The organism is Streptomyces sp. NPDC007907, assembly GCF_042959365.1.
GTDB classification, from domain to species: Bacteria; Actinomycetota; Actinomycetes; order Streptomycetales; family Streptomycetaceae; genus Streptomyces; species Streptomyces indiaensis.
The window spans coordinates 812006-827095 of the sequence record NZ_JBIBKR010000003.1; the positions used below are offsets into that span (position 1 = coordinate 812006).

Below are 15090 nucleotides of genomic sequence, written 5' to 3' on the forward strand. Positions count from 1 at the left end.
CCACCCCTCGGTGCGGGCCTGTCACTGGAACTGCGCGAAGAACCTCCAGATCTCTGCCTTGGTCCAGGTGGTGACACCGCTTTCAATGGGCGAGCCGTCGACCGGCCCGGGTATGTGGTCCCCGTCGAACGCGGCCCATCGGACCGGGTAGCCGGCACGGCAGCCCGCGTAGGCGGTGGTGATGTGCGTCCGGCTGCCCCGCGCGGGTTCGCGAGGGCTCTGGGGGGTGCAGCCGTTGTTGCCGACGAACCTGTCGCGCAGGGACCGGCCTTGCGCGATGTTGAGGACGGAGTCGCTGATGCCGTGGATTCCGAGGTAGGCGATGGGCTGGGTACCGCCGCTGCACCCGCTGATCTGAGCGCCGGACATGACCGCGACGGCCCTGAAGACGTTCGCCCGGCTGCAGGCGAGTGCGTAGCTCATCCCGCCGCCCCAGCTGAAACCGGTGGCGAAACGCTGTGCCGGATCGACGCAGAGGCCGCTCTCGATGCGCCGGATCATGTCGTCGACGAAGGTGACGTCCTCACCGTCCGTATTGGCCCAGCCGTTGCCGAGGCCCTGAGGGGCGACGAGGATCGCGGTGTTGGCCGACTGTTCCTGCTGGCCGTAGTAGGACCAGGCGTTCCCGCTGGTGCCGCCCGAGGCGACGTCGCCGGCGGTTCCGCCCCGCCAGTGGAACGCGAAGATCAACCGGTAGCGGTGGCTGTTGTCGTAGGTGGCCGGGACCCTGAGGATGAAACTGCGGCTCTTGCCGCCGCTCTGGATCGTGTGCGTTCCGCTCGCCAGGGCCGGGGCGCTGCCGCATCCGCCGCCGCCACCGGACGACAGTTTGATCATCTGCCATTGCTGGTTGGCGCCGCCCCAGTCGGTGTACTGGACGACGTTGCCCCCGTCGCCCGTGGCGGCGCCCTGCACCTCCACCGCCTTGCTGCTGGCCCGGTTGATCAGCCGGACGTGGCCCGCGTCGGAGTCGGCCAGGCGGAACTGCTGGTTGGGCCCGTTGTGGTCGGCCCACTGCTGGATCGCGGCACCGTCGGCGTTCGAGGCGCCGGACACGTCGAGGACCTTGTCCGAGTGGCGGGCCTTGAGCCGGTAGAAGCCGCCGCCGGAGTCCACGAACCGCCACTGCTGGTCGGCTCCGTCGTCGCGCGTCTGCTGGCTGACCCGCGCGCCGTCGGCGGTGGATGAGCCGGTGACCTCGAGCGCCTTGCCGCTGTTGCGGTTGACCAGGACGTACCAGGCTTGTGTATCCACCGTCGCCGCCTCGGCGGGCGCCGGACGCACCGCGGAGAGCAGGCCGGCCGCGAGGGTCACGGCCACCACGGCGGCGACCCGGGACGACCAGCGATGTCGTCGTGAAGGGGCGGCAGTGGCCGCACCGTGGGGCTTCATCGATTCACCCTTTCGTCGGTGGCGGTTCCCATCAGGTGCGGGTCCAGCGCTGGTTGCCGCCGTTGGAGCAGGTGGAGATCTGGATCAGGGTGCCGTTGGCGGTGCCGCCCGCGACGGAGTCGAGGCAGAGGCCGGACTGGACGCCGACGATGGTGCCGTCGGAGTTGAGGCGCCACTTCTGGTTGTCGCCGCCCCAGCAGCTGTAGATCTGGACCTTGGTGCCGTTGCCGGTGCCGGCGGCGTCCAGGCACTTGTTGCCGTAGACCCTGAGCTCGCCGGCGTCGGTGTACGTCCACTGCTGGTTGGCGTTGCCGTGGCAGTCCCACAGCTGGAGCTGGGTTCCGTCGGTGGTGCCGGCGCCGGGCACGTCCAGGCAGCGGCCCGAACCGATGCCCTTGATCTGTCCGGAACCCGAAGGAGGCGTGGAGGTGCCGCCGTTGAGGGCGTTGAGGACGGCGGCGTGGGCGGGCTTCTTGCTGCCGTCGCCGTTGAACAGCAGCGGCGTCTGCTCCGACCGCCAGGAGTCGGTGTCGCGCACGCCCCAGACGGTGATGCCGAGGCAGCGCGGGACGGCCAGGCAGTCGTTGGTCACGTTGGCGTAGGTCGAGGCCGGGGCGCCCTGGATGTCGAGTTCGGTGATGGCCACGTCGACACCGAGGGCGGCGAAGTTCTGCAGCGTGGTGCGGAAGTTGCTGTTGTACGGGCTGCCGCTGTTGAAGTGCGACTGGAAGCCGACGCAGTCGATCGGCACACCGCGCTGCTTGAAGTCGCGGACCATGTTGTACATCGCCTGGGTCTTCGCCCAGGTCCAGTTCTCGACGTTGTAGTCGTTGTAGCAGAGCTTGGCGGCCGGGTCGGCGGCGCGGGCGGTGCGGAAGGCGACCTCGATCCAGTCGTTGCCGGTGCGCTGCAGGTTGGAGTCGCGCCGGGCTCCCGAACTGCCGTCGGCGAAGGCCTCGTTCACGACGTCCCACTGGGCGATCCGGCCCTTGTAGTGCGCCATGACGCCGTTGATGTGGCCGATCATCGCCTGGCGCAGGGTGCTGCCGCTGAGGCTCTGCATCCAGCCGGGCTGCTGGGAGTGCCAGGCCAGGGTGTGGCCGCGCACCTGCTTGCCGTTCTGCACGGCCCAGTTGAAGACGCGGTCGGCGGCGGCGAAGTTGAACTGGCCTCGCTGCGGTTCGGTGGCGTCGATCTTCATCTCGTTCTCGGCCGTCACCGAGTTGAACTCACGGTTCGCGATCGTCGTGTAGGCCGGGTCGCCCAGTCTGCCCGAGGCGATGGCAGTGCCGAAGTAGCGGCCGCTCTGCGCCGCGGCGGCGCCGAGCGTGTTCTCGGCGGCGTGTGCGGCCGGTGGTGAGACCAGTGCGGCCGCGCCGAGGACGCCGGCCAGCAGCGCCGGCAGCAGGCCGCGGATCCGCCGGCGGACAACCGGTCCGGAAAGGGCGTACAAGCCCATGACTGTGCCTCCAAGGTGGACATCACACAAGGACTGACGTGCACGGACGACACCCGGCCGGCCGCCTTGAGTGACGCACGGCGGTCACCGGAACGGGACGGGGTGGCGCGCGCTTTCGGCCCACGGTTCGTCATATCGAACCGCGTACGGGTTCACAGACAGGGATGTTGAGGTGTTGACGATGCATCGTCAACACCTCCGACGGGAGATGTTTCGACTAAGAGCTCGAAATCTTTCGCGATCCATGCCCGAGATCCACCCGCGACACCTCCGCCCAAGAGGCGCCTGAGGCGCGGTTTGTGGACAGATCAGTGACAGGCCTTGACCGGACAGCTCCGCATTCCTAGCTTGTGGCGGCAAAGCTTCCGGGAATTCTTCGAAACATTCGAGATGATCAGGAGCGCTCTCTGATGCGTCCAAGACGCTTGTTCGCCGTACTTGCCCCCTTGTTGCTCGTGGCCGCCTTTCTCGGCGCCCAGCCCGCCGCCGCGGCGGCCGTGGACCCCAATGCCTCGTACGTGCTGGTCAACCGCAACAGCGGCAAAGCGCTGGACGTCTACAACATGGCGACCAGCGACGGCGCCCGCATCACCCAGTGGACCAGGAACGATCAGAACCAGCAGCAGTGGCAGTTCGTCGACTCCGGCGACGGCTACTACCGCATCAAGTCCCGCCACTCGGGCAAGGTGCTGGACGTCCACAACCGGTCCACCGCGAACGGCGGCGCGATCGTGCAGTGGGCCGACCAGAACGGCACCAACCAGCAGTGGCGGCTGGCCGACAGCTCGGACGGCTTCGTGAGGCTCATTTCGCGCCACAGCAACAAGGCCCTCGAAGTGCAGGGCGCCGCCACCGCCGACAACGCGAACGTCGTGCAGTACGACGACTGGGGCGGCGCCAACCAGCAGTGGCAACTCGTCAAGGTCGGCGCCGGCAACCCCGGCTCGTGCGATCTCCCGTCGTCCTACCGCTGGACATCGACGGGCGCGCTGGCGCAGCCCAAGCCGGGGTGGGTCTCGCTCAAGGACTTCACCGTCGTCCCCTACAACGGCAGGCAACTCGTCTACGCGACGACGCACGACACGGGGACGAAGTGGGGCTCGATGAGTTTCACCCCCTTCACCAACTGGTCGGACATGGCCTCGGCCGGCCAGAACACGATGTCGGCCTCCACCGTCGCGCCCACACTCTTCTACTTCGCGCCGAAGAACATCTGGGTGCTCGCCTACCAGTGGGGCGGGACCGCCTTCTCGTACCGGACGTCGAGCGACCCCACCAACCCCCATGCCTGGTCCTCCCCGCAGGTGCTCTTCTCCGGAAGCATCTCCGGATCCGGGACGGGGCCCATCGACCAGACGCTCATCGCCGACGGGTCGAACATCTACCTGTTCTTCGCCGGTGACAACGGCAAGATCTACCGGGCCGGCATGCCGATCGGGAACTTCCCGGGCAGCTTCGGCTCGAACTCCACCGTGGTCATGAGCGACACGACGAACAACCTGTTCGAGGCCCCGCAGGTCTACAAGCTCCAGGGCCAGAACCGCTACCTCATGATCGTCGAGGCGATCGGCTCGCAGGGCCGCTACTTCCGCTCGTTCACGGCCACCAGCCTCAACGGCTCTTGGACGCCCCAGGCCGCGACCGAGTCCAATCCCTTCGCCGGCAAGGCCAACAGCGGCGCCACCTGGACCAACGACATCAGCCACGGCGAACTGATCCGCACCGGCCCCGATCAGACCATGACCGTCGACCCCTGCCATCTGCAGCTGCTCTACCAGGGACGCAGCCCGAACTCCGGCGGCGACTACGGTCTGCTGCCCTACCGTCCGGGTCTGCTGACGCTGCGGCGCTGACGGTGTGACGCGTCCGCGCGTCCTGTCTCAGCCCTGACCGAGGGCCCCGGACCGTCCGGGGCCCTCGGTGCGTCCTCTGACCACGCCGCGGAAGTGGATCGGGGAACGGACCGTGCGGTGTGTGAAGTACGTGCTGAACTGGGAAGGCGTGACGAAGCCGAGCTGGTCCGAGATCCGGGCCGCGGTCTCGCCACCGTGTGCCGGCAGACGCTTCGCCGGAAAGAGGGCAGCGGAAGCGACGCCTGTGCCGGGCTGAAGGAATCCTGGCGTGATCCGCCGCTCCAGGGAGAGCCCGCCGTCACCACCCGAGGAAGAGACACGCGTATGTCCGAGACAGCCAACGGATGCGCCGGTACCACCGCGGCGCCCGCCCCCACGACCGTCGTCACCGGCTCCACCGGCCGGCTCGGCGGACGCGTCGCACGGCGTCTGGCCGAGCGGGGCGTCCCGCTGAAACTCCTGGTCCGCAGCCCGAAGCGCGCGCCACGGCTGGCCGCGGCCGTCGCCGTGCGCGGCGACTACGCCGACCGGGACGCCGTGCGCGAGGCCCTCGTCGGCACCCGCACCGTCTTCATGGTCTCCGCCTCCGAGAGTGCCGACCGGCTGGAGACGCACAAGGCGTTCGTGGACGCCGCAGCGGAGGCGGGTGTCCGGCACCTGGTCTACCTCTCCTTCTACGGCGCGGCCCCCGACGCCACCTTCACCCTGGCGCGCGACCACTTCCACACCGAGCAGCACATCCGGGCGAGCGGTCTGGCGTACACCTTCCTCCGGGACAACCTCTACGCCGAGTTCGTCCCCGACCTCGTCGGCGAGGACGGAGTCATCCGCGGCCCGGCCGGGCAGGGACGCGCCGCGTTCGTCGGCCAGGACGACATCGCCGATGCGGCCGCGGCGGTACTGGCCCGGCCCGACGACCACGCGGGCATCACCTACGACCTGACCGGGCCGGAGTCCCTCACGCTCGACGAAGCGGCCGTCGTCCTGTCCGAGCAGCTCGGACGCACCGTCACCTACCGGCAGGAGACGGTCGAGGAGGCCTACGCCTCGCGTGCCTCCTACGACGCTCCGGCCTGGCAGCTGGACGCCTGGGTGTCCACGTACACGGCCATCGCCTCCGGCGAACTCGACGGTGTCAGCGATGCCGTACCCCACCTCACCGGCCACCCGGCCACGCCCCTGGCCGACGTCGTCCGAGCAGCGGGGCGCTGACCCACGGCGCCCGACCTCTCACTCTCCGGCCGCACCCATGGGGGACTCCCGTTCGATGAACGCCTTTGCGGTCCGACGAGCAACGTCTGCCACCAAGACGCAGATTCATGTGATTGCCGACCTCGATCTTCATGCATCTGCTTGGATGAATTAGCGATTGGCGAGCGTTCAGGGGCCGCTCTGCGCTCTCTCGATCATGCAAGGAGCAGAATTTGCCGCTACCTGTGATTGTCGGTGCCGTCGTGCTGTCGGGGGCGATCGGGACGGCTCTCACCGTCCGCCAGCTCAAGCGCCCGGCGAAGATCATCGTGCTCGGTGAAGGGATGAGCGGCAAGACCACGCTGCTCAACACCTGGCAGGGCAAGTGGGATGAGCCGGTGCACCGGACCCATCCGGCCGGTGAATTCATCGGCCGGATACGGCTGGACACGGGGAAGAAGGTTCTCTGGATCGACAAGCCGCTCAAGTTCAGGAACGTCAAGGACTTCAGCGGGATGGACGAAATCCTCGACGCCTCGCGAGACGGTGTGGAGGCAGCCCAATACATCCTCTACCTCATCAAGGCTCCCCAGCTCGAAGCGGATGAGGAAAACCCCGGGGCGTCCCAGGAGTATGAGCGGCTGATCGCGGACGCCGCTCGCATCAAGAGATACAGCTCCAAGATCAAAAAGGTCATTCTCGTGATCACCTTCACCGACAAGGACTCCCGATACGACCTCCTGGGCCATGCCGCCTATCTGACTCGGGTGCGCGGGCAGCTCAGCGACCTCATCAGCCTGCTGAGCGTGCGCAACAAGACCAAGGTGGTGGCCGGCAGCCTCGCCACGCGTGAGTCCGCCGAGATCCTCGCGGGCGAAGTCATCCAGGCGATGCTGTGAGTGTCCCTCTGAAGCTGGTGTACGCGGAGTACGAGAGCGGCGAGCCGCCCTTCGTCTGGCTCGACGGGACGCACCGGCGGTCCGAGGAGAAGCGAACGGCGATCCAGTGGATCGGCAAGGTCTGCCGGCGAGGGCGGGAGCGCCGAGGCGAGCCCGGTCTGGTGGTTCGCCACCACGATTGGCTGTTGATTCAGACGACGGTCGGGCTGAGCCACGACGGTGGCGGACCTCAGGGCGTCGTCTTCATCGTCAAAGGTCCCGACTCCGCAGCCGGCTGGGAGTCCGCGGTCACGGAACGGATCACCGAGGTACTGCTCGACGGCAGGATCCGTGTGGACCGTGAGAAGTTCCGCTCCGTTCTCGCGTGGGCCGCCCGATCGAGGGTCGACGAGAAGAAGCAGGCCCTGAAGACCATGCTGGCAGGCCAGTTGGAGGCCGCCAGGACGAGAATGAAGCGAAGCGACACAAAGACAGATGGGGAACATGCGGATTCCGGATGAACTGGCCGATCGGCTGCTGACGGTATCGCTGGAGGATTTCGTTCGCATCTCCGACGATGACCCGGAACGGCTGCGCGATCACCGCATCACGATCGTGCCGGTCCCGCTGTTCGGCCGGTGGAAGCGCTTCCCCGAACTGCGGGAGACCGTCCTGCACCCCGATCTGGCCTATGTGCGCGATCGTGACTCCGCCCACCGTTACGTCGCGGCGGACAACGCGATTCACGGGACGGCGTTGCGGAAGTGCCGTCTCGCACTCAAGGTGTGCAAGGAACTCGGGGCCAAGTCGCTGCACGTCATGGAGTCCCGAGCGGATTCGGGGAAGTTCGGCGTCGACCATGAGTACACCGCCCAGGCGCGGGCCGGACGGGACGGAGAGGCCCGGAAGAAACCGCCGAAAGCCGGCCTGTCCGTGGAGGAACAGAGTTCGGTCAATCTTGCCGCCCATCTGCGTCATGATCTGAAGCTGACCATCGAGGCGGAAGGAAACTGGCCGGGCCACGTGCCTTCGATCGCGGGAGCTCTTGAGGTCCTGGACGGATACGATCCGGGCGACGTCGAAGACCTGCGTATCTTCATCGAGCAGCGGGACGGGGCACACAATGTGTCGACGAGCCTGTCACTCGAGGTCAATCTGCTCAGCGAGCTGAATCGCGATTTCGATCTGTTCTGCAAGACCGCCGCCGGTCTCGAGGCCACGCTCGGGCGTCGGCACGCGAAGGCTGAGGCAAGCATGAGCAACACGTTCAGGGTCCAATTCGAAAGAACGAGGATGGTCTCACTCGCCCTCAAAGTCGGGTTCTGAACGCCAAGGTCTGTCGTAGAGGCCCGTGTTTGCACGCAGGTGACCCGTGGGGCGAGAGTCTCAGCCGACGCCCGGGGTGGGCCGCGGGCTTTGTCAGTGGCGGCTGGCAGCATCGGGCCCATGACGGACACCACGGCATTCGACTGGCGGTCCTTCCTGCTCAGGTGGAGTGGGGAGTGGGCGGATTCCCTGCCGGAGGATGAGGAGAGGGGCGAGGACGACGAGGTCGCCCGGCAGACGCGGTGGCTGGGATTCCCACCCGCGCCCGAGGAGCGGATCGCGGCCATGGAGCAGCGCCTGGGCCTGCGCATGCCCCCGTCGTACCGGGAGTTCCTCGCGGTCACCGACGGGTGGCGGCACGCGGGTGGGTTCGTGTGGCGGCTGGCGGGGACGCGGGACCTGCGCTGGCACGAAGACCCGTCATGGCTCGCCGAATTGTTCGAGGACTACGAGGGCGAGGACGAAAACGGGCGCGACGCGGGCGACGAGCCCGGGGAACCGCGGGAGGGCGACCCCGGACGGCGCGCCCTGCAGCTCGACGTCGAGTCCGACGCCACCTACGTCCTCATGGATCCCACGGATGTGGACGAGAACGGCGAGTGGGCCGTGCACACCTGGGCGAGCTGGCTTGCGGAGCCGCCCGAGCGGCACGCGAGCTTCCTGGCCTTCATGCAGGACGCGTACCGGGAGTTCCACAGCCTGCGGTCGAACGGGGACGGCGGGGAGTTCGTGAACGACACGACGCGCGCGCTGGACGCGCGGATGGAGGACGCCCGGCAGGAGGTACTGCGCGGCGGCTGGGAGCGGGCCCTGCGGGCGCTGGACGAGGCCCGGGAGTACGGCAGACCGCGAGCCGCCGGGCTGGGTGACCAGATACGCCGTCTCCTGGGGCAGACCTCCATGGTCTATTTCGACGGACTGGTGACGGACCCGCGGTACGCGCCCGAGCTGCTGCCGGCGCTGGTGGCCGAGCACGCGGCGCACTCGTACCGGGGCGACTCCAGCCTGGTGTACCACCTGCGGGGCGCCGACCAGGAGGTGGTGTCACTGGCGTACGCGACGCTGGAACAGGTGCGTGGCGGCACGTACCGGTACACGGCGATCGGACGGTTCGGCGAGGCGGTCGGCAGGGCGCGGGAGCTGGCGCGGTGGGGGGACTGCGACGGCGCATGGCGGGCACTGGCCGACGCCCTGCCCCTGTGGCAGCCGCTGGGGCCGGATCATCTGGCACCCCTGGGCTGGGTGGCCGACCCCCTGCTCGGATCGCTGCTGACACCGGAGCGGGGCCGGGAGCTGCTGTCCACGCCGAGGGGCGGTCAGCCGGGCGCGGCACCGACTCCGTCGGCCGGTCTCGACCCGGGTGGCCTGGCGTGGCTGGCTGAGCCGGACCCGGGCAACAACCGCACGTCCTACCGGTTCGTCCTGGTCGAGGGGGCCGAGCCGCACGAGCTGCCCGCGCTCCTCTCGGACGGCGGCGAGGAGAGCAGTGAGGACGGCGGCGCGGAGAGCAGCGAGGACGGCACCGTGCTGAGCCGGCCCCTGACTTCGTGGGAGACGCGCGACGAACGGCTATGCAACCGGCGGGAGTTCTCCTCCTTCGACGACCGGGCTGTCATGGCGGTCGGCAGGGCCGGCGCCGACTGGAGCTTCGCCTTCGACGGCGACCCGGCCCCGTTCGACCGACGACGGTTCGTCTCACCGGCCGCGTCCACCGCCCAGGGCACCCGTGCCGTGGTGGTGTGGAGCGGGCTGCGGGCGTGGCACGGCGAGCCCTTCTTCCACCTGTCGGTGGCGCGGGACGGCGCCGAGCAGTACGCGTTCACCTACGCCGAGGGCGAGGTCCGGTCCAGCGGGGAGATACCGCGGTCGCTGGACCCGGCCCGGTTCTTCGATGACACGGCGGACGCCGTCGGGGCGGAGCGGCCGCTGCTGGAAGCGGTGGCCGGGGAGTTCGGCGTCCACCTGCCGCGTCACGCCCTCGTGCACGGGCGGCTGCACACGTTCCCCAGCCGTTCCTGGACGCGCCCGCCGCGGGACGGAGAGACCTTCATGGTGCTCCGGACGGGATGATCCGGTCGAGGTCGTGCTCAATCGCCCCTCGTGGCCACAACGGCCCAAGTGCGGTGCGGCACTTGGACCACCTCGCCGGGGAAGCGCTCGCGCAGCACACGGCCGAGGGCGTCGTCGAAGCGCTGCACCTGGTCCGGCGGCAGGCTGGCGCCGACCCCGGCGCTGGCCCGGATCCGGCCCCGCCATGCCTCGGGCGGGTACGGCACGGTCAGGTCAACCCGGCCTGGACCTTGGGCGGCGGTACCGGGCTGTACCCGCGCTGGCTGGGCTCCTGGAGGGCTGTGTGTCGGCAGGCGGCGCCCACCCTGCCATCCGTGACCTTGATCGACAAGGTGACCGGCCGCCGCACGAGATCGACCCCTGACCTGCCCGGAGCGGGCGGCAGGAGCCGAGAGCGGCAGGGCGAGGGGGCCAAGGCGGTGTCCCCCCGGCTGTGTCGGGCGGCCGGGGCGCGGGAGTTCGGCCATGCTGGGGCACAGGTCGCGCCCCTTCCCCACGACAAGGAGCCTCGTATGCCCACGGACCCGCTCGGACGATTCCTGGCAGCTCTGGACCCGGAGCACCGCGAAGCGGTCGGCGCCAGGCCCCGCGAGGAGCAGGAACGCCTCGCGGCGGCCTGGGAACGGGAACTGGAGGCGGACGACGAGCTCGACACCCTCGACGAACTGTCGCCCGCCGCGGCCGAGGCCGAGGCCGCACGCCGGGTCCTGGAACGCGGGGAGGCCTAGAACGACCCGGTCCAGAAGCGAACGACCCGTCTTTGCCGCTTCCGGAACAGGTCGGTCGCCGTGTCCTCGCCCCGGAAACGGGTTTGTCCGTGATCCGTAACAGACGGATCCACCGGGCGTCTTCCGCCCTCTTGCCGTACGCACGGGCTCCACGGCGACGGCGAAGGAACGGAAGACATGGTGCGAAGCGGCGGACGGGGATGGTACGCCAAAGTGGCGGCGGCGGCGCTCGGGGTGACCGCGGTGGCCGGCCTGACCTCGTTCTGGAACGCGCAACTCGGTGCCACCGAAGGGCGACCCGCCCAGGGCGTCGCGGCGCCGCCCGCCCCGTCGCAGGGCCGCAAGGCGACGCCCGTGTCGGCGGACATCGCGCACGCCTCGGACGCGGGCGACCGCGGCGTCAACATCACCATCGACGACGGCCCCGATCCCGTGTGGACGCCCGAGGTGCTGCGGCTGCTGCGGGACAACGGCGTGAAGGCCACGTTCTGCATGGTGGGCGAGCAGGCCGAGGCCCACCCGGACATGGTCAAGGCGGTGGTGGCGGCCGGGCACCGGCTCTGCAACCACACGGTCGCACACGACGTCACCATGGACCGCAAGCCCACGTCGTACCAGTCCCGGCAGATCCTGGACGCCGAGCGCATGATCACCGAGGCGTCCGGAGGCGTCCGTCCGCAGTACTACCGGGCGCCCGGGGGCGCCTTCACCCCCTACAGTCGTCGCCTCGCCGCGTCCCACGGCATGCGCCCGCTCGGGTGGAACATCGACTCCAAGGACTTCGAGCGCCCCGGCGCGAACGCCATCGTCGCCACCGTGAAGAACGAGATCGCCAACGGCCCGACCCTCCTCTTCCACGACGCGGGCGGAGACCGCGCGCAGACAGTCGCCGCGCTGCGCGAGGTTCTGCCGTGGCTGAAGGAGCAGGGCTACTCCTTCGGCTTCCCCGAGCGCCAGGCGCAGGCGGAGTAGGGCGGACCCGGACACGACGGCTTGCGCGGCACAGCGCTCCCCCGGCGGGTCCGCCGGCCCGGGCCGGTACCGGCCTTCGGGGGAATTCCGGGTCCGCTCCGCGCTTGGGCGGCCGGTGGGTGGTACGGGCATGAGATGCCGACGCTCCCCGAGCCTCCCTCCTCGGCGCTGCCGCGCCTGGACGACGCCGAGTCCCGCGTGCCGGGCGTGCTGCGCACCGCGGCCGCGTACGCCTGGCGGCTCATCGCCGTCGGCATCGTCGTCCGGGTCGCCTTCTCCGTGCTCGGGCAGTTCCACCGGATCGCCGTCGCCGTCTTCCTCGGTCTCGTCATCACGGCGGTGCTCCGGCCCGTGGCGGGGCGGCTGGCCCGCTTCATGCCCCGGCCGCTCGCGGTGGCCACCGCACTCATCGGCGGCATCGTCCTCGTCCTCGGGGCACTCGCCCTGGTGGGTGAGACCGTGGCGGACCAGCGGACCGGGCTGGAGAAGGAGTTCGTGGCGGGGATCGACCGGATCGAACGGCGCCTGGAGGACCCGCCCTTCAGGCTCCCCGCGAACGCGTTCGACGACCTCCAGTCCCGCATCGGCAAGCTCCTGTCGGACCACCGCTCCGCCCTCATCAGTACGGCGCTCAGCGGCGCGAGCCGGCTGGTGGAGGTGCTGACCGTGCTCGCGCTGGCCCTGTTCTGCGCCGTCTTCTTCACGCACTCCGGTGAGAAGCAGTGGCAGTGGCTGTGCGACCAGCTCCCCCGCCGGGCCCGGCAGCGGTTCGCAGTCGGGGCGGGGGCCGCCTGGCGGACCTTCACCGGCTATACCCACGGCATTCTGCTGGTGGCGGCGACCAACGCGGTCCTCGTGGGCATCGCGCTGTTCGCGCTCGGGGTGCCGCTCGCGGTGCCGTTGGCCCTGCTGGAGTTCATGGCCGCGTTCATCCCCCTGATCGGCTCACCCATCGCGCTGGCGATCGCGGCGGTCGTCGCCCTGGCGTCGAAGGGGCCGCTCATCGCTTTGGTGGTCGTCGCCCTGATCGTGGTCATCGGCCAGATCGAGGGACACGTGCTGCACCCCGTCGTGATGAGCTGGGCCGTTCGGCTCCACCCGGTGGTGGTCGCCCTCGCGGTGGTCGGCGGGGCGGTCGCGGCGGGGGTGATCGGTGCGGTGGTGGCCGTGCCCCTGGTGGCCGTGGTGTGGTCCGTGTACCAGGCGCTGCGGGCACCTGCGGACGAAGCTTCCTGAGTGCCCGGGGGGCGCCCGTGCCGGCTCACCCGTTCACTCGTCCCACCGCGCTCCTCCAGGAGAACTCGCGGGAGGGCGCCCTGGCTCAGGCAGCGTCCGACAGCCGCCGCATCAGGCGTCGCTCCTCCTGCGCGAGTGCGTGGACCAGCTTCGACGCCTGTTCCAGGGGAGCCCGCTCACTGGTGGTTCCCGCCTCATGGAGGAGCTGCGCCACCCTGGTCCAGTTCCCCGACACCAGGCGGTACGCGTCCGACAGGTCGCTGAACGCGGCCGTGCCCGTGAGGTCGGCGGTCTCGGCGAGGAAGTCCGCCCACATGGTGCGGAAGAGGCCGCCGCCGGTTCCGCCTTCCTCCATGATCGTGGCCATCTCGACGAGCGCCTCCCGGGGTGATGCGAGGTCGTCGATCCAGCCGGGCATCAGATCCGCTGCCTTGTGCATTCCCTTGAAGCCCAGGTTGGCGATCGGAGGGTTCAGGAAAGTCTCCGCCGTCGTCCGGATGGCTCGGCGGGCGGCCTCTGCGAGGTCGGGCAGCGGGCCGTCGGGAGGGGCGATGGTGAAGGACAGATTGCGTGAGCTCATCGGGCCCCGGGCGCTGCGTGCCCGGGCCAGGGACTCGCCGGAGGCCCACCGCAGCCCCAGCGGTCTGGTCTCGACGAGGGCGAACCTGTCGCCGTCGTGGCCGACGCAGGCGACGTAGTGGGCCGCGAACCGGTAGTCGTCCGTGGAGTAGTCGAGCTCGTAGCGATCGAGCTTGAGACCGACCACCGTCCCCGAGTCGAGGTCCTGGAGCAGTTGTTCCCGGGCCCGCTTCTCGGAGGAGGTCTCCCTGACCGTCAGGCGCAGACCGAGCGTCCGGGTGATCTGGGCGGTCAGCCCGTCCGGCTTGACGCGGCCGCCGATGAACGGCGTCGGCATCTGCTTGCTGCGCCAATAGGTGAAGGACAATCCGCTGCCCAGGCCGAAGACGAGTGGCTCCGACAGGTCGACACCGCGTTGCCGGAGGAGGTTGACCAGGGACGTCGATTCGCAGTGGTGACCGACATACGGTTGCCCGTTCATGAGTAACACGACGTGTCCTTCCTCCGGTTGAGGGTTTATCACGTAGCGGCTCGCCGAGTGGTGCGCCCGGGGGGCTCCTTGCCCAGCGTCATCAGGGATGTCCGCGTCTGCGGGTCCATCTTCTCGATCGCGTACCGGAAGGTGGTGCGCGCCATGTCGCCGTGCCACGTGCGCAGGAACACGGCCACTTCGTCCTGGTGGGCCTCGGCGGTGACCTTGAGCAGCCACCCGCAGCCCTTCTGCACGTACACGTCCTCGTCGTGCATCAGCCGGGTGCAGTTGTCGAAGACGTGCGACAGGGGCAGTTCGAACACCGTCCGCCCCACCGCGCGCCGGACGAACTTCACGACGGCCACGTTCGCGGCGCGTCTCGCCCAGGGCGACCGGGACGCCACCCAGCGCCGCGTCCACGGGATCCGGTCGAGGTGCCCGAGGAAGAACGGGTACAGCAGCTTCAGGCAGAGGTCGTCGCACTGCGCCCAGTTGGACACATACGTTTCCAGCCAGTGCTCGCTGCGGTCGAGGAGTTCGTCACCGAGCCCGGTCCTCGCGACCTTGTGCAGGAGCGCGAAGCCGAGCAGGACCTCCTCGTGGTGCGAGGCGCGCGACAGCACCTCTTCCGTCAGGGCCAGGCGCGTGGCCGGGGGGATGTCCGGCCGGGCACGGACGTAGCCGTTGGCGAGCGCGAGGACGGAGGCGTTGCTCACGCCCAGGGCGTCGATCTTCCGGGGGAAGTACCGCTGCGTCCCGGCGGCGACATCCGCGTCGGCCCGCGCCGCCAGGGATGCCAGAAGGTCCCCGGCCGCGGCTGTGACGTCCATGGCCTCGGCCCCTCCCTCACGTCGATCCCGGATGGGAGAGACCGATGTGATCAGGATCGGCCTCGGCGCCCGTTCGGCAGCGGTCAGACTCGCCCAGATCCGGC

14 protein-coding genes are annotated in these 15090 nt (G+C 69.5%); 9 read left to right on the plus strand and 5 right to left on the minus strand.

Going from position 1 to position 15090, the window contains the following annotated elements; all coding sequences use genetic code 11:
- Positions 1 to 21 precede the first annotated feature (21 nt).
- Both ACFZDI_RS15140 and ACFZDI_RS15145 read right to left on the minus strand, forming a co-directional pair.
- Entirely contained in the window at positions 22 to 1323 is a 1302-nt protein-coding gene (locus tag ACFZDI_RS15140; RefSeq protein ID WP_391251128.1) for an RICIN domain-containing protein, read from the minus strand.
- Between the two features lie 100 nt (positions 1324 to 1423).
- Complete coding sequence (locus ACFZDI_RS15145) at positions 1424 to 2851, minus strand: endo-1,4-beta-xylanase (RefSeq protein ID WP_391250749.1); 1428 nt, start codon at positions 2849 to 2851, stop codon at positions 1424 to 1426.
- Positions 2852 to 3261: 410 nt separating this feature from the next.
- Between ACFZDI_RS15145 and ACFZDI_RS15150 the strand changes: the two genes are divergently transcribed.
- The 6 genes from ACFZDI_RS15150 (at position 3262) to ACFZDI_RS15175 (ending at position 10169) form a co-directional block, all read left to right on the plus strand.
- Entirely contained in the window at positions 3262 to 4704 is a 1443-nt protein-coding gene (locus ACFZDI_RS15150) for a non-reducing end alpha-L-arabinofuranosidase family hydrolase (RefSeq protein WP_391250751.1), read from the plus strand.
- Between the two features lie 324 nt (positions 4705 to 5028).
- Positions 5029 to 5916: an SDR family oxidoreductase gene (locus ACFZDI_RS15155; RefSeq protein WP_234749613.1), complete on the plus strand. Its 888-nt coding sequence runs from the start codon at positions 5029 to 5031 to the stop codon at positions 5914 to 5916.
- 212 nt (positions 5917 to 6128) lie between these two features.
- Entirely contained in the window at positions 6129 to 6794 is a 666-nt protein-coding gene (locus ACFZDI_RS15160; RefSeq protein WP_391250754.1) for a Rab family GTPase, read from the plus strand.
- The gene (locus ACFZDI_RS15165; RefSeq protein WP_391250756.1) at positions 6791 to 7294 is read left to right on the plus strand and encodes a hypothetical protein; all 504 of its coding nucleotides are present in this window, start codon (positions 6791 to 6793) and stop codon (positions 7292 to 7294) included. The genes ACFZDI_RS15160 and ACFZDI_RS15165 overlap by 4 nt, the downstream gene beginning before the upstream one ends.
- Complete coding sequence (locus tag ACFZDI_RS15170; RefSeq protein WP_234749608.1) at positions 7278 to 8099, plus strand: hypothetical protein; 822 nt, start codon at positions 7278 to 7280, stop codon at positions 8097 to 8099. The genes ACFZDI_RS15165 and ACFZDI_RS15170 overlap by 17 nt, the downstream gene beginning before the upstream one ends.
- Before the next feature lie 120 nt (positions 8100 to 8219).
- Positions 8220 to 10169 (plus strand): SMI1/KNR4 family protein, encoded by a 1950-nt coding sequence (locus tag ACFZDI_RS15175; protein ID WP_391250758.1) that lies wholly within the window; start codon positions 8220 to 8222, stop codon positions 10167 to 10169.
- 17 nt (positions 10170 to 10186) lie between these two features.
- On the opposite strand, the gene ACFZDI_RS15180 is transcribed toward ACFZDI_RS15175, so the two are convergent.
- Positions 10187 to 10375 (minus strand): hypothetical protein, encoded by a 189-nt coding sequence (locus tag ACFZDI_RS15180; protein WP_391250760.1) that lies wholly within the window; start codon positions 10373 to 10375, stop codon positions 10187 to 10189.
- A 306-nt stretch (positions 10376 to 10681) separates the two neighbouring features.
- Between ACFZDI_RS15180 and ACFZDI_RS15185 the strand changes: the two genes are divergently transcribed.
- The 3 genes from ACFZDI_RS15185 to ACFZDI_RS15195 all read left to right on the plus strand — a co-directional run bounded on the left by ACFZDI_RS15185 (position 10682) and on the right by ACFZDI_RS15195 (position 13105).
- Positions 10682 to 10897, plus strand: coding sequence for a hypothetical protein (locus ACFZDI_RS15185; RefSeq protein WP_234749602.1), 216 nt, complete (start codon positions 10682 to 10684; stop codon positions 10895 to 10897).
- Positions 10898 to 11074: 177 nt separating this feature from the next.
- Entirely contained in the window at positions 11075 to 11869 is a 795-nt protein-coding gene (locus ACFZDI_RS15190; protein WP_391250762.1) for a polysaccharide deacetylase family protein, read from the plus strand.
- A 135-nt stretch (positions 11870 to 12004) separates the two neighbouring features.
- A complete protein-coding gene (locus tag ACFZDI_RS15195; protein ID WP_391250765.1) occupies positions 12005 to 13105 on the plus strand; it encodes an AI-2E family transporter in 1101 nt (366 codons plus the stop codon).
- A gap of 85 nt (positions 13106 to 13190) precedes the next feature.
- Here ACFZDI_RS15195 and ACFZDI_RS15200 read toward each other — a convergent pair whose 3' ends face one another.
- Positions 13191 to 14165: a DUF4872 domain-containing protein gene (locus ACFZDI_RS15200; protein WP_391250766.1), complete on the minus strand. Its 975-nt coding sequence runs from the start codon at positions 14163 to 14165 to the stop codon at positions 13191 to 13193.
- 38 nt (positions 14166 to 14203) lie between these two features.
- Positions 14204 to 14986, minus strand: a complete 783-nt coding sequence (locus ACFZDI_RS15205) for a DNA alkylation repair protein (RefSeq protein ID WP_391250768.1) — start codon at positions 14984 to 14986, stop codon at positions 14204 to 14206.
- Between the last annotated feature and the right edge of the window lie 104 nt (positions 14987 to 15090).